Origin of the sequence: Vibrio sp. Isolate24 (assembly GCF_022398215.1) — a bacterium.
Taxonomy (GTDB): Bacteria; Pseudomonadota; Gammaproteobacteria; order Enterobacterales; family Vibrionaceae; genus Vibrio; species Vibrio coralliilyticus_A.
The window spans coordinates 824,052-840,008 of record NZ_JAKEUU010000001.1 but is presented as its reverse complement, the minus strand read 5'-3'; the positions used below and the strand labels follow the sequence as shown (position 1 = coordinate 840,008).

Sequence of the window (15,957 nt, the reverse complement as noted above, 5' to 3'; positions counted from 1 at the left end):
AAGTAAAGCCAAGCCAGTGATGGCTTGGCAACAATGTTCCCTTTTCTTGAGAAAGCGAGTTATCTTTGTTTGGAGACATCAAGTTGTATCGATGTACCATGATTGATTCCATCGCCAGCCGCTAGGATGAAGTACCAACCGGGAGGTGGAGAGTCAATTCTGATGTACTCACTACTGCCAAGGTTTTGAGAGGAAAACTCAAATTGGTTGATACTTGGCCAATAAGGACTGACATACAAATCCGTATTACCGCTACCGTGTTGTGTTCTAACTTCCAGAGTACTGTTGGGTTGGGTGACCTTGATGAAATAATAGTTGTCACCTTGTGCAGTACAGACGGGAGAACCACTCTGCAATTCGCTAAAGGAGATAGGAGCAGAAACAGCACACTGGTCTGAGATGACTTTAGGCTGCTCTCCAGGTTCTTTATTTGCTTGGTGTTCACCCAATGCGATAGATACCCCTTGGTACCCCTGTTGTGAGATGGCACTTAGGTAGTGGCGTCCCCGATTTAGGGTGATGATAAGGACTTGTTCTGTGCCTTCTCCCACTGATTCAGCTAACGCATTTTCCTCAGATGCCCAAGTTGTTGGGTGATAGTAGAGTTTAAGATCACCCTGACCATCGCGACTGCTCAGGTAGACAGTGGTGTTATCTCTCTGAACATCAAAATAAAAGTGTTCAGTTAAACCAGTGATACACTCGCCTTGATCTCTTGTTAGCTTTTCACCGGATTGTAGGGCTTCACCCTCCGAACACTTGGAAGGCAGGTAAAGAGGTACCCCCTGATAGTTGATTGCTTGCAGTTGAAGCCCATCAGGATCTGACTCCTCCGGCTGAGGAAGCCAAGCTTGCAGGCACTCTGCGCTTTTCACACAAGGGTCGGTGAGTGCTTTCATAAAGTTAACCAAATCGGTTTTCGATTGATCTGACAAGTTGAGTTTTTGTAGCACAGGGGCACCATCGGCAATTTCATCATCAATGATCTTGGCGGCTTTATTTGTATTCTCTCTTGTCTCTGGGAACAGACTATTGCAATGTTCAATGTCTTTAAACTGCGGTTGTTCACACCAGCCTAGCTCATCGATGTACTGATCGAGTATCTGATGATAATCATCATAATGATCAATTACTTGTTCGAGTGTATCGTAACTTCCAGCATGTCCGAATGGTCCGGTGACTTCGATGTTTAATAGCGTACCAGAGCGAAAGCTATAAATGTCGTCTTCACTTTCATTACGATGGGCACGGCCTAAGTCATTGGTTTCCATTCCTGGTTCTCCAGTTCCGGGGCCAATTTGTGGGAAAGCAAGGCGATGATAGTTTGAATCTTTTGTTTGACTGAAGGTGTCCGTGTTATGGCAACCAATACATTGGGTGGGTAAGAAATCGGGCTCATTACCACCATCAGACGGAGGGGGTGGCATGTAGAGGTATAGGTAAGCACCGCGCTTTTGTGAAAGGGTGAGCGCAGACAAATCCCCTTTTACGTATCGGTTCCAAGCATTGTCGGTAAAATTCATTGATTGTTGGTACGCAGAGAGTGCTCGGGTAATGTTGGCAAACGTCACAAGCTCTTGAGGTGATTTGTCTTCCCCGTAAACGGATGAAAATTTTTCTACCCAGTGATTGCGAAACAATTCGCCTTTCGCGTCACCATAGTCGCCAATTCTTGCCGCGAGATGTGCTCTTACAGCTTGATTAGAGGCATCCTGCATGAAATCAAAACCGCGCATTTCTGAGGCTGTGACCGGTGGAAAGCGAGCTTGAGCTGCTAACAAGGTATCACCTGCGTTTGGGTCAGCTTCACCAAACGCCACATCGGGGGTGCTGATCCCTTTTGAGGGATCAAGCCAATCAACAAACTCTACGCGTGCATCGCGAAACAGACTGCGTTTGTATAAACCTGCATTGAAGATCGTTGGAGTGTTGCGTGCTACGTAGAATTGGCCAGTCGTCGTTTTTCGGCCTGGACCCAGTACATCTTCATTCTCAGCCAGTGTACCGACTGGAAGTGATAACCCGTCTCCACCACCAAGGTAGGGGTGATGACAGCTGGCACAAGCGACGTCTTTATTGCCACTCAGTGCTTTGGAGAAAAATAACAGTTTGCCTAGTTTTACTTCTTCTGAATCCACACTGGGTATCTCAAAACCTTTGTTGGGCTCCCCAGTCAGGCTGTGTTGCTCAATCAGTTTACGTAGTTCTGTATCCAGATCATCGGGGATAGGGATCGCCATTGTTTGGGATGCTAGCCCCAACGTCAGGGCGAATAAACACGCTTGCTTTTTCATCGCTTTCTTCCTTGTGTGCAGTAATAGATGGGATACTAGGAAGGCGAGGGTTAAAAAACGGTTAAAGCGGACGAAATCAAATTGTCTTGGATGGAGTAAGTTTACTAATCTTGATGCATATCAAGGTTAGTGGTGAAATGTAATCTAACTCGAGTAGAAAATGTTTTGAGCTTAATGCTCGAAATCTCAATAAGTAAAAGGTATAACGTAGCCTTGTTTCTAGTTGCTTTGTAAGCCGCATTGGCGGCTTTTTTCACGCTTGAGGAAGTGTTTATGTTCATCGTTTATCGTCTTTTGAAGTTGGCGGTTATCTGTGCTGTGTTTTTCACCATTTATGACTTGATTGAAATGGGCCAAGTGACTTGGCCTATGCGCTTCTTTGGCCTTTAAGCTATTCACATCAATGATTGTCTGTAATTATATATTCGTCATATAACAGAAATACGGTTGTACGGAGTTAGCACATTGAGCGATAAAACAACGATCGTCATTATTGAGGATGAACCAGCCATTGCCGAAAACTTAATTCATGTTATCGAAATGGATGGCTATCAGACTGCATGGTTTTCAACCGCGAGAGAAGGGTTGGCCTTCATCAAGCAGAGCGAACCAGCGTTAGTAGTACTTGATGTTGGCTTACCGGATGGGAATGGATTTGAACTTTGTAAATCCATTCGAGAGTTTTCTGATGTACCGATTATTTTTCTGACTGCGAGACATGAGGAAATCGATCGTGTGGTGGGGTTAGAGATTGGTGCCGATGACTATGTCACTAAACCTTTTAGCCCAAGAGAAATGCTGGCACGAATCAAGCTGCGTATCAAATCACGCTTCACCTTAGACCAACCGCCGAAAGAACATGAGAGTGAGTTAAAAGCGGACAACTTTGATTACAGCGTTGGTGACCAATCATTAGGTTTAACTGCCGTTGAGTTTAAGATCTTAAGCAAACTTATTGCTGTATCCAGTCGTGTTTTAAGCCGTGAGCAATTGATGCATGCGGCTGATATGACACCGCATACGTCTTATGAGCGTAATATCGATTCTCACATTAAAGCGATACGCAACAAGCTCAAGCCCTTTGCCATGAATGATCGTATTTGCACCAAGCGTGGTTTCGGTTACTACTACGAACAAACGGATGAGTAACGATGCAATGGCCTAAGATCCCACTCGGATTAAGACTGTTCTTTTTGTATTTTGTTCTTGTCGGTCTGACGGCCTATACCGTGAGCACTACGGTGATTCAGGAGCTTAAACCGACGGTTCGACAAACGACCGAAGAAACGCTGGTGGATATGGCCAACCTCTTGGCTGTGCTTGCGGAAGAAGACGTGGCGAATGGCCAAATTTCAGAGAGTCGATTCTCAACACTTCTTACTGCATATGGCTTAAGAGAGCCCAAAGCTCGTATCTGGGAAATCGGTAAGAAAGCGATCAATCATCGCATTTACATCACAGACAAAAATGGGGTTGTGATTGCGGACTCGTGGCAACAGGATGTCGGAGAAGATTATTCGAGATGGAACGATGTCTATCTCACGTTACGTGGTCAATACGGAGCGAGAAGTACTGCTGAAGATCCAGATGATCCTCTGTCAACAGTGATGCATGTCGCAGCCCCTATTTATCATAAGGGGGAAATCATTGGCAGCGTGACGGTGGCTAAATCCAACCGTTCGGTTCAGCCATTTATTGACCTGTCGAAGCGAAATGTCTTGTTTTGGATGGTGTGGATGAGCGGGTTAGTATTGCTGGCTGGGGCTTTGTTCGCATGGCGTATTCACTCGGCGCTGAATAAGTTGGAAAATTATGCGGTAAAAATGGGCCAAGGAGAGAAGGTCACTAAACCAAGCTTTCGCGTGTTTTATGAATATGGGACTTTGAGTAACGCATTAGAAAACATGCGTAATCAACTCGATGGTAAGCAGTATGTCGAAGAGTATGTGCAAACATTGACGCATGAACTCAAAAGTCCGCTTTCAGCGATTAAGGGAGCAAGCGAAATATTACAGATGCCGTTATCCGATGAAAAAGTAGCGCGTTTTGCGACAAACATCGAGCGCGAGAGCGATAGGATGCAGTCTTTGGTAGACAAACTATTGGAGTTGGCTCGACTAGAGAAGCAACCACATTTGGATAAGCAGGAACCGATCAACATCAACACTATGCTTAATGATATTTTAGCGGCCTCCGATGCTCGACTCAATGCTAAAGGAGTTACATGCGAAGTCGTTATAAAGTCTGATTTTGAGATCGTTGGTGATCGCTTTATGTTCCAGCAGGCCTTGTTCAACCTTATGGATAATGCACTGGATTTTGTGGATTGTAATGGCGCGATTCGTTGGTGTTACTCACAATCAGGTGATCGAGTTGCTTTGTCGATATCTAATGACGGGCCACGTATTCCAGATTACGCGATGCCAAGGCTTACAGAGCGATTTTATTCTCTTGCTCGCCAAAATGGCGTGAAAAGTACTGGGCTTGGGCTGAATTTTGTTGAGCAAGTTGCCAAACTGCATAAGGGTTCATTGCTGATTGAGAATGTCGACCAAGGTGTTAAAGCCACTTTGAGCTTTCCTTCTCCATAAAAACTCCATAAACGCTCCATCTCTTCTCCAAGTGGCTGTTTTACATTAGCCACATCAGTTAAGGAGAAAACAGATGAAAAAAATCTTTAATAATCAGCTTGGCATGAAGTTTGGCTTTGTGCTGCTTTTGTTTGTCTTATTACAAATCCCGGTTTCTATGGTGAGTGGCCTTGTTTCCGAGCGCGCTTACCGTCAGCAAGAAGTGAGAGAGGAAATCGCACGCAGTAGCAGTGGTGAGCAACGTATTATCGGTCCATTCATCGCGATAGACTTTACCGAAACGGTTAGCAGTGAAGAACGGACTTATACGGTTGAGCGTCAGGCTTACATTTTGCCAGATACTTTTGATATGACAGCTCATTTAGACAGCTTCGAGAAATATAGAGGCATCTACAAAGCTCGCTTATACAAAGCGCAAAGTGCGCTCAAAGGATCGTTCGATCTTTCGTTGCTAAATAAGCTTAAGCAATATCAGATCAAAAAAGTAACTATGGTGGTTGGTATTAAAGATAGCCGCGGCTTAGTTAAGTTAGATGCAATGAAGCTGGGCAGTAAGACACTTAATGTAGTGCCGGGTACAGGTATTAAACAACTGGCTCAAGGTTTTCATATTTCACTTGATTTGGTTCATTTAGATCCTAACCAATCTCTTGATTTTAATCTGAGTTTTTTATTACAGGGGATGGGGAAACTTCAAGTCACACCAATTGGGAATACCACCTCAGTAACGCTGTCATCAAAATGGCCACACCCGAGTTTTATCGGTGACTATCTGCCAGTAGCGTCGGATGTTTCTGAATCAGGCTTTAGTGCAAAATGGGCCAGCAGCAACTTTTCATCCAATATTACGCAACTGTTTAAGAACTGCATGGAAGAAGCCTCGTCTTGTGATGAGTTAGAGCAACGTCAAATGGGGGTTGACCTCATTGACCCGGTTGATCATTACCTTAAATCACACCGTGCTATTAATTACTCTCTTCTTGTCATCACCTTAGTATTTGCCAGCTTCTTCTTGCTTGAATTGTTTCAGGCTCGCCCTGTTCACCCTGTTCAATATGGTTTTGTTGGCCTTGCTTTGGCGTTGTTCTATCTATTACTGATCTCACTCAGTGAACATACTGGTTTTAACTGGGCTTACGTCATTTCTGTTTTGGCTTCGACCAGCCTCTTGAGTGTCTACGTCAGCGGTATGCTAGACAACACCAGGCTGGGGGCAGTATTTGGAGCGAGTTTATTGTGTCTATACGGATTACTCTTCGGGTTACTTGAGGCAGAAAGTTACGCACTCCTGATGGGGACAGCATTGTGCTTTGTGATCCTAGCTTTCGTTATGGTTATCACCAGAAAAGTCGATTGGTATCAACGCAGTAAAAAAGTTGTACAGCCACCACAAGCTAGGGGAGAAGCGCAGAATGAGTGATACTAAGCCGATTAAAAAGCGAGTACGACGCAGTTTGCTTGAGAAAGTGTTTATCTGGTCTCTTGAGCAAAGGTTCCGTGGATTCATCATGACTAATCGGCGATAACAAGGATTTACTCAGTCTGATAAATTTCCAGTGGTAAACCATCTGGATCCTGAAAGAAGGTAAAGGGCTTGCCGGTGAACTCATCAATACGTACGGCTTCGACGGCAACCCCTCTACCTTCTAAGTATGTTTTGACTTCTTCAACGCTATCTACCGCAAAAGCTAAATGACGTAGGCCTTTTGCTTCTGGGAAACTCGGCCTTTTCGGTGCACTGGGAAAGCTGAACAACTCAATTTGCGAGCCGTCTGGGAGCTCTAAATCGAGTTTGTAAGAAGATCTCTCCTCTCGATAATTTTCTGCCAAGACCTTCAGCCCCAACACCTCAGTATAAAACTGCTTAGACACTGGGTAATCAGAGCAAATAATCGCTACGTGATGAATTGCATTAAACATAGGAGTTCTCGTTAATGGCTGGCGAGTTTATCGCCTAACGCTTGGCTAATGTAGTCGATAAAAACACGCAGACGAGCGGGCATGTATTTGGTTTGCGGGTACTGCATGGCGATGGCACCATGGTAATTACTTTTGATGGTCCAATCAGGGAGTACAGGCACAACCTTTTGTTTTTCAATGGCTTCTGCAATAACAAAGTCGTGAAATATGCCGATCCCTAGCGCGTTTTTTACTCCAGTGAGTCTCATTTGAGAGTGGTTTACTGCATAGCGACCTGACACCGTCATTGAATGGAATTCGTCATCTTTGAAGAAGTCCCAGATGTTATCTCGTTCTGTTTCAGCTAGATATAGGCAATCATGCTGTTGTAGGTCGGTAGGGTGTAAGGGCATCCCGCGCCGTTCGATGTATGCGGGACTTGCACAAAGCACCAGATTCGTTTTACCAATTTCTTTAAGCACCAAGTTTTCATCGGGTCTATCGGTGAGTTTGAAGGCGACATCGATCCCGTCTCTGAGTAGGTCGATCTCACCATCAGCCACCCGCAATTTGAGCTGAATGTCTGGGTACTGTTTTAAGAAAGGCACGACAAAAGGCTGCAAAACAGAGTTGAGAAAGGCCTCTGGCGCTGCAATGGTAAGAGAGCCTGTTGCTTGTTTGTGATCAGTGGTTGAGAGCTCCCAAGCTTGCTGGGCGGCGTTTACCATCACGATCGCTTGATCGTATACCTGCTGTCCTGTCGGCGTGATCACCAGTTTTCGGGTGGTACGCTCGAACAACTTTGCAGATAGTGCAAACTCAAGCCGAGTGATCAATTTACTCAGTGCTGAAGGGGTCACTTCGAGCTTTTTGGCAGCGGCTGTAAAGCTACCTTCATCAACGATCAAAATGAAGGATGCAAGATCTGGGAGCAAAGCGATAAGTTTTGAATTAACCAAGTTGAAACCGTGATATGTCTTTAAATTGAGAATTAAATCGGTTGTTAATAATTTGTTGTATCGATAAGGTGGTCAAATGTTAAACAGCAAGAGGTACTCAAAGTGCAAGAACCAGGTTTTCTTCTTGACTTGGGATCAATGATGCAAGATATCTTGCTGGCCGCATTCGCAGTCGTATTGCTCACCATAGTCACCTTAGTGTTAGAAAAGTAACACGCGTGTTCATTTATGTCACCAAAACAGGCGGGTAGGTCAAAGTAACCAACGCCTGTTTTTGTTTCTTACAGTCTTTAATACATTCCCATAGCTACACAGCACACTATATTTATCCACCTATACATCCATAAGTGTCTAATCTTGATTACTGTTAGACAGCAATTTTATATCTAATCGGAAAGATGGACTGTGACTTTTATCATAAAAAATCCTTATTTGTGCCTGTGATTCACGAATGTTTTTCCACCTGATGGGATAATGAAAGTGACGTGCTTGAATTACACTTAGGGCAACTTTTTACGCCTTCGAAAAAACGAAGGTGATGAATAAGCAATGTGCTTAACATAATAACTAGGAAGGAATTTGAAATGTCTTCTGCATTCTACGAACAGATCAAACAACAGATTGAAGAAGTAAAGGCTGAAGGTCTTTACAAGTCAGAGCGCGTCATCACTTCTCAACAGCAAGCGGCTGTAAAAATCTCTACAGGCGAAGAAGTGCTTAACTTCTGTGCTAACAACTACCTTGGCCTAGCTAACCACCCTGAGCTGATTGAAGCGGGTAAAGCGGGCATGGATAAGCACGGGTTTGGTATGGCGTCTGTTCGTTTCATTTGTGGTACTCAAGATATCCACAAAGAGCTGGAGCAAAAGCTTTCTACGTTCCTTGGTAAAGAAGACACAATCCTATACACCTCTTGTTTTGACGCTAACGCTGGTTTGTTCGAAACGATTCTGGGCAAAGAAGACGCGATCATCTCTGATGCGCTTAACCACGCTTCAATCATCGATGGTGTTCGTCTGTGTAAAGCGATGCGCTTCCGTTACTCAAACAACAACATGGAAGAGCTTGAGCAGCAGCTAATCGCGGCTAAAGAAGCGGGCGCTCGTAACATCCTTATCGTTACAGACGGAGTATTCTCAATGGACGGTGTAGTCGCTAACCTGCCAGCTATCTGTGACCTTGCTGACAAGTACGGCGCACTGACTATGGTCGATGACTCTCACGCGGTGGGTTTCATGGGTAAAACAGGCGCAGGTACTCACGAGTACCACGATGTGGTTGAGCGTATCGACATCATCACAGGCACGCTAGGTAAAGCCATGGGCGGTGCATCAGGCGGCTATACTTCAGGTAAAGCAGAAGTGATTGATTGGCTACGTCAGCGTTCTCGTCCATATCTGTTCTCAAACTCGGTAGCACCAGCCATCGTTAATGCTTCTATTCGAGTTCTTGATCTCCTAGAGCAAAGTGGTGACCTACGTGATCGTCTATGGGAAAACGCAGCGCATTTCCGCACGCGTATGGAAGCTGCTGGTTTCACTATGGGTGGTGCTGACCACGCGATCATTCCAATCATGCTTGGCGATGCGAAAGTTGCGGCTGAGTTTGCAGAGCGCGCACTAGAAAAAGGCATTTACGTTATTGGCTTCTCTTTCCCAGTAGTACCAAAAGGCCAAGCACGTATTCGTACACAAATGTCTGCAGCACACTCGCGTGAGCAACTTGATCGCGCCATCGATGCCTTCATCGAAGTGGGTCGTGACATGGAGATCATTAAGTAATGAAAATTAAAGCGCTATCTAAGCTAAAGCCTGAAGAAGGCATCTGGATGACTGAGGTTGAAAAACCGAAAGTTGGCCATAACGACATTCTGATCAAAATTAAGAAAACCGCAATTTGTGGTACAGACGTTCATATCTACAACTGGGATGAGTGGTCTCAGAACACGATTCCTGTTCCTATGGTTGTTGGTCATGAATACGTGGGTGAAGTGGTTGCTATTGGTCAGGAAGTTCGCGGATTCGAAATCGGTGACCGTGTCTCTGGCGAAGGCCACATCACTTGTGGTCACTGTCGTAACTGTCGCGGCGGCCGCACTCACCTATGTCGTAATACTATTGGTGTGGGTGTAAACCGTGAAGGGGCATTCGCTGAATACCTAGTGATTCCAGCATTTAACGCGTTCAAGATCCCTGAAGGTATCTCAGACGATCTAGCATCAATCTTTGACCCGTTCGGCAATGCTGTACATACGGCACTGTCTTTCGACCTTGTGGGTGAAGATGTACTGATCACAGGTGCTGGCCCAATCGGTATCATGGCGGCGGCAGTTGCTAAGCACGTAGGTGCTCGTCACGTTGTGATTACAGACGTGAACGAATATCGTCTTGAACTTGCACGTAAAATGGGTGTGACGCGCGCAGTCAACGTTGCGGAAGAAAAGCTTGAAGACGTAATGGAAGAGCTGGGCATGACGGAAGGTTTTGATGTGGGCCTTGAAATGTCAGGTGTTCAGGCGGCATTCAGCACCATGCTGAAGACAATGAACCACGGCGGCCGAATTGCACTACTAGGTATTCCGCCATCAGACATGGGTATCGACTGGAACCAAGTGATCTTCAAAGGTCTGGTGATTAAAGGTATCTACGGCCGCGAAATGTTCGAAACTTGGTACAAGATGGCATCATTGATTCAATCGGGCTTAGACTTGACGCCAATCATCACTCACCATTACAAGATTGACGATTTCCAAAAAGGCTTTGACGCAATGCGTAGCGGCCAATCAGGTAAAGTGATTCTCGACTGGGAATAAAGGAATCTAGATTCTGATTAGTAAAAGGCGATAGGTTAACCTGTCGCCTTTTTTGTAGGGCAAGATCAAACTGGCAATGTTAGTCAAACACCGACAGCCTCCAGTGAAATTGACAAAAAAGAAACTTTCACTTTTTTGTATCCGGTTCCAAAATTCGCAGGTAATCAAAGTTTTCCTACTACTCATGAATTTGGTCATCGACTTATGATGGTGGCCGATCTTCCGTTGGTGACGATAATAAGGAAATAACATGAAAAACACATTGATTGCCGCAAGTTTGATGATTGCGATGGCCGGAACGGTTCAGGCCTCTGAATGGGGTTACAAAGGGGATAAAGGGCCTGAACATTGGGGAGATGTTGCCAAAGAGTGTGCCACTGGCAAAAACCAAAGCCCGATTGATATCAAGGATGTGGTTGACGCGGAGCTGATGCCACTCAACATTGAATATCAGGGTATGGTGACTGGGCTGACGAATAACGGACATACACTTCAAGCTGTTGTTGAGGGGAATAACGCCGTGACAGTAGATGGAGTTGAGTTTAATCTGGCGCAGTTCCACTTCCATACGCCTTCAGAAAACCATATTCGTGGTCAACACTTTCCCTTGGAAGCGCATTTTGTCAATGCGGATAAAGATGGCAACCTAGCGGTTGTTGCTGTGATGTATAACGCAGCACCAGGGGAAAACAACCAGATCACACAGTTGACGGCGACCATGCCTGAACCCGGTCAAACCGTGAGGCTACAAACGCCGTTTGCGGTAAAAGATATGTTGCCTGCAACGGGGGAGTATTACCGCTTTAATGGCTCTCTGACGACGCCACCTTGTTCTGAAGGCGTACGCTGGTTTGTGCTTAAATCTGCGCAAACCTTAACGACGGAACAGGCAAAACAAATGCAGATGGTGATGGGTAACAACAACCGCCCAATTCAAAAACAGAATGCTCGTGTCGTTCTCACTAACGATTAAAATAATCAGGCCGGGACATCCCGGCCTTTTCAGCGGCTGTGAAGCAGCACTGACAGACCTTAGTCTGGTTTTTGCTTCCCTTTCACACTCAGTATCCCAGTGGCGATTCTCACAATGATGTGAGGTTGGGTGATCGCAGTTCTACCGAGTTCGAATTAGCGACTTTGGCTAATGGCCGCGTATTGGCGCAGTAAGTCGGTTAACGTTGTGACCCACTCTAATGCGTTGGTTGGGGCTTGTTTAAGTAGTACTTCCACATGCTGACAATGGACTTCAAGAGGTATTGCCTGTTCAAGGTGAAACGAAACCGAATAGAAATGCCAAAGCAGTAAGCGTTGCATGCGTAGCGTATTTTGCTGTTGATTGTCTGATTCGCTGAAAAGGGCTGGCAGTTCACTCAGAGCGATCGCACTCATCCTCAACATGGCATCAAACTGCGCCTCTTGCAGTTTGTCTTTGGATTCCGTCTCATCGGCATCGAACGTAAACAGCTCCGTCATCGATTCTTCTGCGATCAGGCGGTGGATCATTCGTAGACTCAGTTCTTCCAGCTCTTCTCTTGGGGTAGCTTGTAGGGATGAGAGGGTGTAATCGCGTTGCATGGTGATCTCTGGCATCTGTTAAAGGGGCGATTATTCTATACCGCTAGTGGCATAAATCTAGCTCTAATTGAGTTACTGCTTAGCATGAAGTTCCCAATCAGCGCTCTAAATTGCTCCAAATAAAATAGCCCCACCAAACGGTGGGGCAATATGCAGTTGTGTTTGCGTTATTAGCTTGCTGACGTTGTTAGAGAATTCTTTTGCCACTAGTACGTTAGTTGATACTTTTATAAACCTAGATGGCAAATCGTGAATTGCCAAACTTTTTGCGTAAATGAATTTGGTTACATATTAGTTATTGTGATCTTGGTTCATTATTTCATAGCAACAAAATGCACAATTTGTACACTTGCTGCTAGTTTCCCTGGTCAATCTTATCAGGGGTGAAAGTATTGCTTATAGATTGAGCGCTTGAACGTTTGCGTGAAAATATGTGATGAATCTCTCATTATGTTCGCTATACTTACCGCCCGGTTAAGAGCGACAGCTCTACCAATACAAGCCGTCACATGGAATGGTGAATGACCCCACGGACCGGACCAGCTATTTTTCAATGCTTGTAGAGGTTATCTTTAATGAATGTCCTATTCGGATTAATCGGTGTTGCGACACTATTATTGTGTGCTGTGTTGTTGTCAGAGAGTCGCAAAGCAATCAACTGGAAAACAGTCTCTCGCGCTTTGTTACTTCAGGTCGGTTTTGCCGCTTTAGTCTTGTACTTCCCTTGGGGACAAACCGCACTCACCAGTTTAAGTCATGGTGTTTCTAGCCTATTAGGCTTTGCCGATGAAGGTATTGGGTTCTTATTTGGTGATTTAGCCAATACAGGATTTATCTTTGCGGTTCGTGTTCTTCCTATCATCATTTTCTTTAGTGCGCTAATTTCTGCACTTTATTACCTTGGTATTATGCAAAAGGTTATCGAGTTTATCGGTGGTGGTATCCAAAAGTTCCTAGGGACGAGTAAAGCTGAGTCTTTGGTTGCTACCGGTAACATCTTCCTATCTCAAGGTGAGTCTCCACTTCTTGTTCGACCTTTCCTTTCGCGTATGACTCGCTCTGAACTGTTCGCTGTGATGGCCGGTGGGATGGCCTCTGTGGCTGGTAGTGTGCTGGGTGGGTATGCCGGATTAGGCGTTGAGCTGAAGTACTTAATTGCCGCGAGCTTTATGGCCGCACCGGGCAGTCTGATGATGGCAAAGATCATTGTGCCTGAGCGTGAAACACCAATTGACCAATCTGATATTGAGATGGACAAAGCGCAAGACAGCAATGTGATTGATGCCCTAGCAAGTGGTGCAATGAATGGTATGAAGGTTGCCGTTGCTGTCGGTACCATGTTGATTGCGTTCGTGAGCGTGATTGCCATGGTCAACACGGGCCTAGAAAGTTTGGGCGACGTGGCGGGCTTTAGCGGACTGACGCTGCAAACGCTGTTCGGTTACCTGTTTTCTCCTCTGGCATGGGTAATTGGTGTTCCGGCAAATGAAATGCTGATGGCGGGCTCTTACATTGGCCAGAAAATTGTCATGAATGAGTTTGTGGCTTTCATCGACTTTGTCGAGCACAAAGCGCTACTCTCTGAACACACCCAAGTGATCGTCACATTTGCACTGTGTGGCTTTGCCAACATAGGTTCGATTGCTATTCAGCTTGGCTCTATTGGTGTGATTGCACCAGAGCGCCGCTCTGAAGTGGCTAATTTAGGCATAAAAGCAGTACTTGCTGGTACACTGGCGAACCTAATGAGTGCATGCCTAGCGGGGATTTTCATTCTACTTTAACCCATCGCTAGATTCTAAAATCTATAAAAGAAGTACAAAGCCCAGTTTATGACGTTGGGCTTTACTTATCTATTTGAGCCAAAACTGATTTATAGCAACGTTTCGATTTGTTGTAGGCGTAGGATGGGAGCATCCCGTCTGGGAGATTTCCAACAATAATAAGAGATACCGCTATGAATGAACTGATTCAACGTTTTTTGCGCTACGTAACTTTTAACACACAATCCAATCCTTCAAGTTCCAAATGTCCAAGTAGTGAAGGACAGAGAACGTTCGCCCAGTTTTTGCAACAAGAGTTAATAGAACTGGGGTTAAGTGATGTTTCGCTTGATGAAAATGGGTATTTGATGGCGAAACTGCCAAGTAATGTCGATTATGATGTCCCTGCGATAGGTTTTGTCGCTCATATGGATACCGCACCTGATGCGTCAGGAAAAAATGTCAAGCCTCAGATTGTTGAGGATTATCAGGGGGGGGATATTGCACTTGGTAAGGGGGATGAAGTGCTTTCTCCTATTCAGTACCCCGAGCTGCACCGACTTCATGGGCATAACCTTATCACCACAGACGGTACAACGCTTCTCGGTGCGGATAACAAAGCGGGCATCGCTGAAATTATTTCCGCTATCGCTGAATTGCAAGCGAGCCCAAGTATTCCACATGGTGATATTTGTATTGGGTTTACACCAGATGAAGAAATTGGTCGTGGAGCAGACTTGTTTGATGTGAAGAAATTCGGCGCGCAATGGGCATATACGATTGATGGTGGTCCTGCTGGTGAACTGGAGTATGAGAACTTTAACGCAGCCAGTGCCGATGTCATTTGCCATGGTGTCAACGTACACCCAGGAACGGCAAAAAATAAAATGGTGAATGCCATGAACATTGCAGCTCAGTTCCAGTTGTTGATGCCTACTGATGAAACGCCAGAGGCAACGGAAGGGTATCAGGGCTTCTACCATTTGAAATCTGCGGAAATGACCGTTGCACGTTGCGAGTTAGGTTATATCATTCGGGATTTTGAACGTGATGGACTTGAGCAACGCAAGGCGTTTATGCAGAGCAAAGTGAACGAGCTCAATGAAACGCTAACCAAAGGTAGAGTAGAACTTAAACTGACAGACAGCTACTTCAATATGAAGGAGATGGTTGAGCCGCACCCTCATATCGTAGAGCTAGCAAAACAAGCGATGATCGCCTGTGATATCGAACCAAACGTTAAGCCAATTCGCGGTGGTACCGACGGTGCAAGGTTATCATTCATGGGGTTACCTTGTCCTAATCTCTTCACTGGTGGCTATAATTTTCATGGAATTCATGAGTTTATCAGTATTGAGGCTATGGAGCAGGCCGTTAAAGTCATTATGACCTTGTCAGAAAGAACCGCACTTAGCTATAGATAAAATCTTGATATATTCCTGTTATCTCATTGATTATCGTGTACATTTATTAGAGTATGCTCGATAAACAGAGGTTTCAGGGATGAAAAGGATTTTTTTACTGTTTACACATCTTATGTGTGGTGGTGTTGGTTTTGCAATTGGTATCTATGCCTTACCTATACTCATCCAGCCTGATTCGCCTTCGATGAGCTCAGTAGAGAATGTCACTAACAATGCCGTTTATACGGCGACCTTCCAGCGTGATAGGAAAGACAGTGATTTTTTGCATTGGGGCGAAGGATCAGTGTCTATCAGTCAGGACAAAATCGCTTTTGTTGGTGAATTAGCTCCGGGGCCGGATTATAAGCTTTATTTATCGCCACAGTTTGTCGAAACCGAAGCTGACTTTAATCAACAAAAACAGACCATGGTGAAAGTCGGTGACGTGAAGACGTTTGACCGTTTTACTCTCGATTTACCGAGTGATGTGAGTTTAGCAGAATATAATACGGTGATAGTTTGGTGTGAAACCTTTGGTGAATTTATCACCTCTGCGCGTTTTAAATAGTGTCTCACAGCACATAGACTGTATTTATAGCAATGTAAACTGGATCCTTCTCAACAAGTATGGGAAGTTATTATTGATCATGTATAGATTTCT

At 45.1% G+C, this 15,957-nt stretch carries 13 protein-coding genes; 9 read left to right on the top strand and 4 right to left on the bottom strand.

Annotated elements, in window-relative coordinates; all coding sequences use genetic code 11:
• Positions 1–59 precede the first annotated feature (59 nt).
• Positions 60–2,294, bottom strand: coding sequence for a cytochrome c peroxidase (locus L1D23_RS03680; protein WP_239864290.1), 2,235 nt, complete (start codon positions 2,292–2,294; stop codon positions 60–62).
• Positions 2,295–2,759: 465 nt separating this feature from the next.
• Between L1D23_RS03680 and L1D23_RS03675 the strand changes: the two genes are divergently transcribed.
• The 3 genes from L1D23_RS03675 to creD all read left to right on the top strand — a co-directional run bounded on the left by L1D23_RS03675 (position 2,760) and on the right by creD (position 6,305).
• Positions 2,760–3,443, top strand: a complete 684-nt coding sequence (locus L1D23_RS03675) for a response regulator (protein WP_239864288.1) — start codon at positions 2,760–2,762, stop codon at positions 3,441–3,443.
• Positions 3,444–3,445: 2 nt separating this feature from the next.
• On the top strand, positions 3,446–4,885 hold the full coding sequence (gene creC, locus L1D23_RS03670; protein ID WP_239864286.1) for a two-component system sensor histidine kinase CreC: 1,440 nt from the start codon (positions 3,446–3,448) through the stop codon (positions 4,883–4,885).
• Positions 4,886–4,958: 73 nt separating this feature from the next.
• Positions 4,959–6,305: a cell envelope integrity protein CreD gene (gene creD / locus L1D23_RS03665; protein ID WP_239864284.1), complete on the top strand. Its 1,347-nt coding sequence runs from the start codon at positions 4,959–4,961 to the stop codon at positions 6,303–6,305.
• Between the two features lie 113 nt (positions 6,306–6,418).
• Here creD and L1D23_RS03660 read toward each other — a convergent pair whose 3' ends face one another.
• Entirely contained in the window at positions 6,419–6,805 is a 387-nt protein-coding gene (locus L1D23_RS03660; protein ID WP_239864282.1) for a VOC family protein, read from the bottom strand.
• A gap of 11 nt (positions 6,806–6,816) precedes the next feature.
• On the bottom strand, positions 6,817–7,743 hold the full coding sequence (locus tag L1D23_RS03655) for a LysR family transcriptional regulator (RefSeq protein ID WP_239864280.1): 927 nt from the start codon (positions 7,741–7,743) through the stop codon (positions 6,817–6,819).
• A gap of 584 nt (positions 7,744–8,327) precedes the next feature.
• Here L1D23_RS03655 and L1D23_RS03650 point away from each other — a divergent pair.
• The 3 genes from L1D23_RS03650 to L1D23_RS03640 all read left to right on the top strand — a co-directional run bounded on the left by L1D23_RS03650 (position 8,328) and on the right by L1D23_RS03640 (position 11,528).
• Positions 8,328–9,524 carry a glycine C-acetyltransferase gene (locus L1D23_RS03650; protein WP_019274389.1) on the top strand — a complete coding sequence of 399 codons (1,197 nt, stop codon included), beginning with the start codon at positions 8,328–8,330 and terminating at the stop codon, positions 9,522–9,524.
• Positions 9,524–10,555, top strand: a complete 1,032-nt coding sequence (gene tdh, locus L1D23_RS03645) for an L-threonine 3-dehydrogenase (protein ID WP_239864278.1) — start codon at positions 9,524–9,526, stop codon at positions 10,553–10,555. The genes L1D23_RS03650 and tdh overlap by 1 nt, the downstream gene beginning before the upstream one ends.
• 250 nt (positions 10,556–10,805) lie before the next feature.
• Positions 10,806–11,528: a carbonic anhydrase family protein gene (locus L1D23_RS03640; protein WP_239836186.1), complete on the top strand. Its 723-nt coding sequence runs from the start codon at positions 10,806–10,808 to the stop codon at positions 11,526–11,528.
• A 155-nt stretch (positions 11,529–11,683) separates the two neighbouring features.
• Here L1D23_RS03640 and L1D23_RS03635 read toward each other — a convergent pair whose 3' ends face one another.
• Positions 11,684–12,130 carry an exoribonuclease R gene (locus L1D23_RS03635; RefSeq protein ID WP_239864276.1) on the bottom strand — a complete coding sequence of 149 codons (447 nt, stop codon included), beginning with the start codon at positions 12,128–12,130 and terminating at the stop codon, positions 11,684–11,686.
• A gap of 575 nt (positions 12,131–12,705) precedes the next feature.
• Between L1D23_RS03635 and L1D23_RS03630 the strand changes: the two genes are divergently transcribed.
• From L1D23_RS03630 to L1D23_RS03620, 3 genes are all read left to right on the top strand, one after another.
• Complete coding sequence (locus L1D23_RS03630; protein ID WP_239864275.1) at positions 12,706–13,914, top strand: NupC/NupG family nucleoside CNT transporter; 1,209 nt, start codon at positions 12,706–12,708, stop codon at positions 13,912–13,914.
• Between the two features lie 173 nt (positions 13,915–14,087).
• The gene (gene pepT, locus L1D23_RS03625; protein WP_239864274.1) at positions 14,088–15,317 is read left to right on the top strand and encodes a peptidase T; all 1,230 of its coding nucleotides are present in this window, start codon (positions 14,088–14,090) and stop codon (positions 15,315–15,317) included.
• Positions 15,318–15,396: 79 nt separating this feature from the next.
• Positions 15,397–15,864, top strand: a complete 468-nt coding sequence (locus tag L1D23_RS03620) for a DM13 domain-containing protein (RefSeq protein ID WP_239836190.1) — start codon at positions 15,397–15,399, stop codon at positions 15,862–15,864.
• Positions 15,865–15,957 lie beyond the last annotated feature (93 nt).

Excerpts from the sequence above, each read along its gene's own strand:
- creD (WP_239864284.1), top strand. The coding sequence starts at position 4,959 with ATGAAAAAAATCTTTAATAATCAGCTTGGCATGAAGTTTGGCTTTGTG.
- tdh (WP_239864278.1), top strand. The coding sequence starts at position 9,524 with ATGAAAATTAAAGCGCTATCTAAGCTAAAGCCTGAAGAAGGCATCTGG.
- L1D23_RS03640 (WP_239836186.1), top strand. The coding sequence starts at position 10,806 with ATGAAAAACACATTGATTGCCGCAAGTTTGATGATTGCGATGGCCGGA.
- creC (WP_239864286.1), top strand. The coding sequence starts at position 3,446 with ATGCAATGGCCTAAGATCCCACTCGGATTAAGACTGTTCTTTTTGTAT.
- L1D23_RS03620 (WP_239836190.1), top strand. The coding sequence starts at position 15,397 with ATGAAAAGGATTTTTTTACTGTTTACACATCTTATGTGTGGTGGTGTT.
- pepT (WP_239864274.1), top strand. The coding sequence starts at position 14,088 with ATGAATGAACTGATTCAACGTTTTTTGCGCTACGTAACTTTTAACACA.
- L1D23_RS03630 (WP_239864275.1), top strand. The coding sequence starts at position 12,706 with ATGAATGTCCTATTCGGATTAATCGGTGTTGCGACACTATTATTGTGT.
- L1D23_RS03650 (WP_019274389.1), top strand. The coding sequence starts at position 8,328 with ATGTCTTCTGCATTCTACGAACAGATCAAACAACAGATTGAAGAAGTA.
- L1D23_RS03635 (WP_239864276.1), bottom strand. The coding sequence starts at position 12,130 with ATGCAACGCGATTACACCCTCTCATCCCTACAAGCTACCCCAAGAGAA.
- L1D23_RS03660 (WP_239864282.1), bottom strand. The coding sequence starts at position 6,805 with ATGTTTAATGCAATTCATCACGTAGCGATTATTTGCTCTGATTACCCA.
- L1D23_RS03680 (WP_239864290.1), bottom strand. The coding sequence starts at position 2,294 with ATGAAAAAGCAAGCGTGTTTATTCGCCCTGACGTTGGGGCTAGCATCC.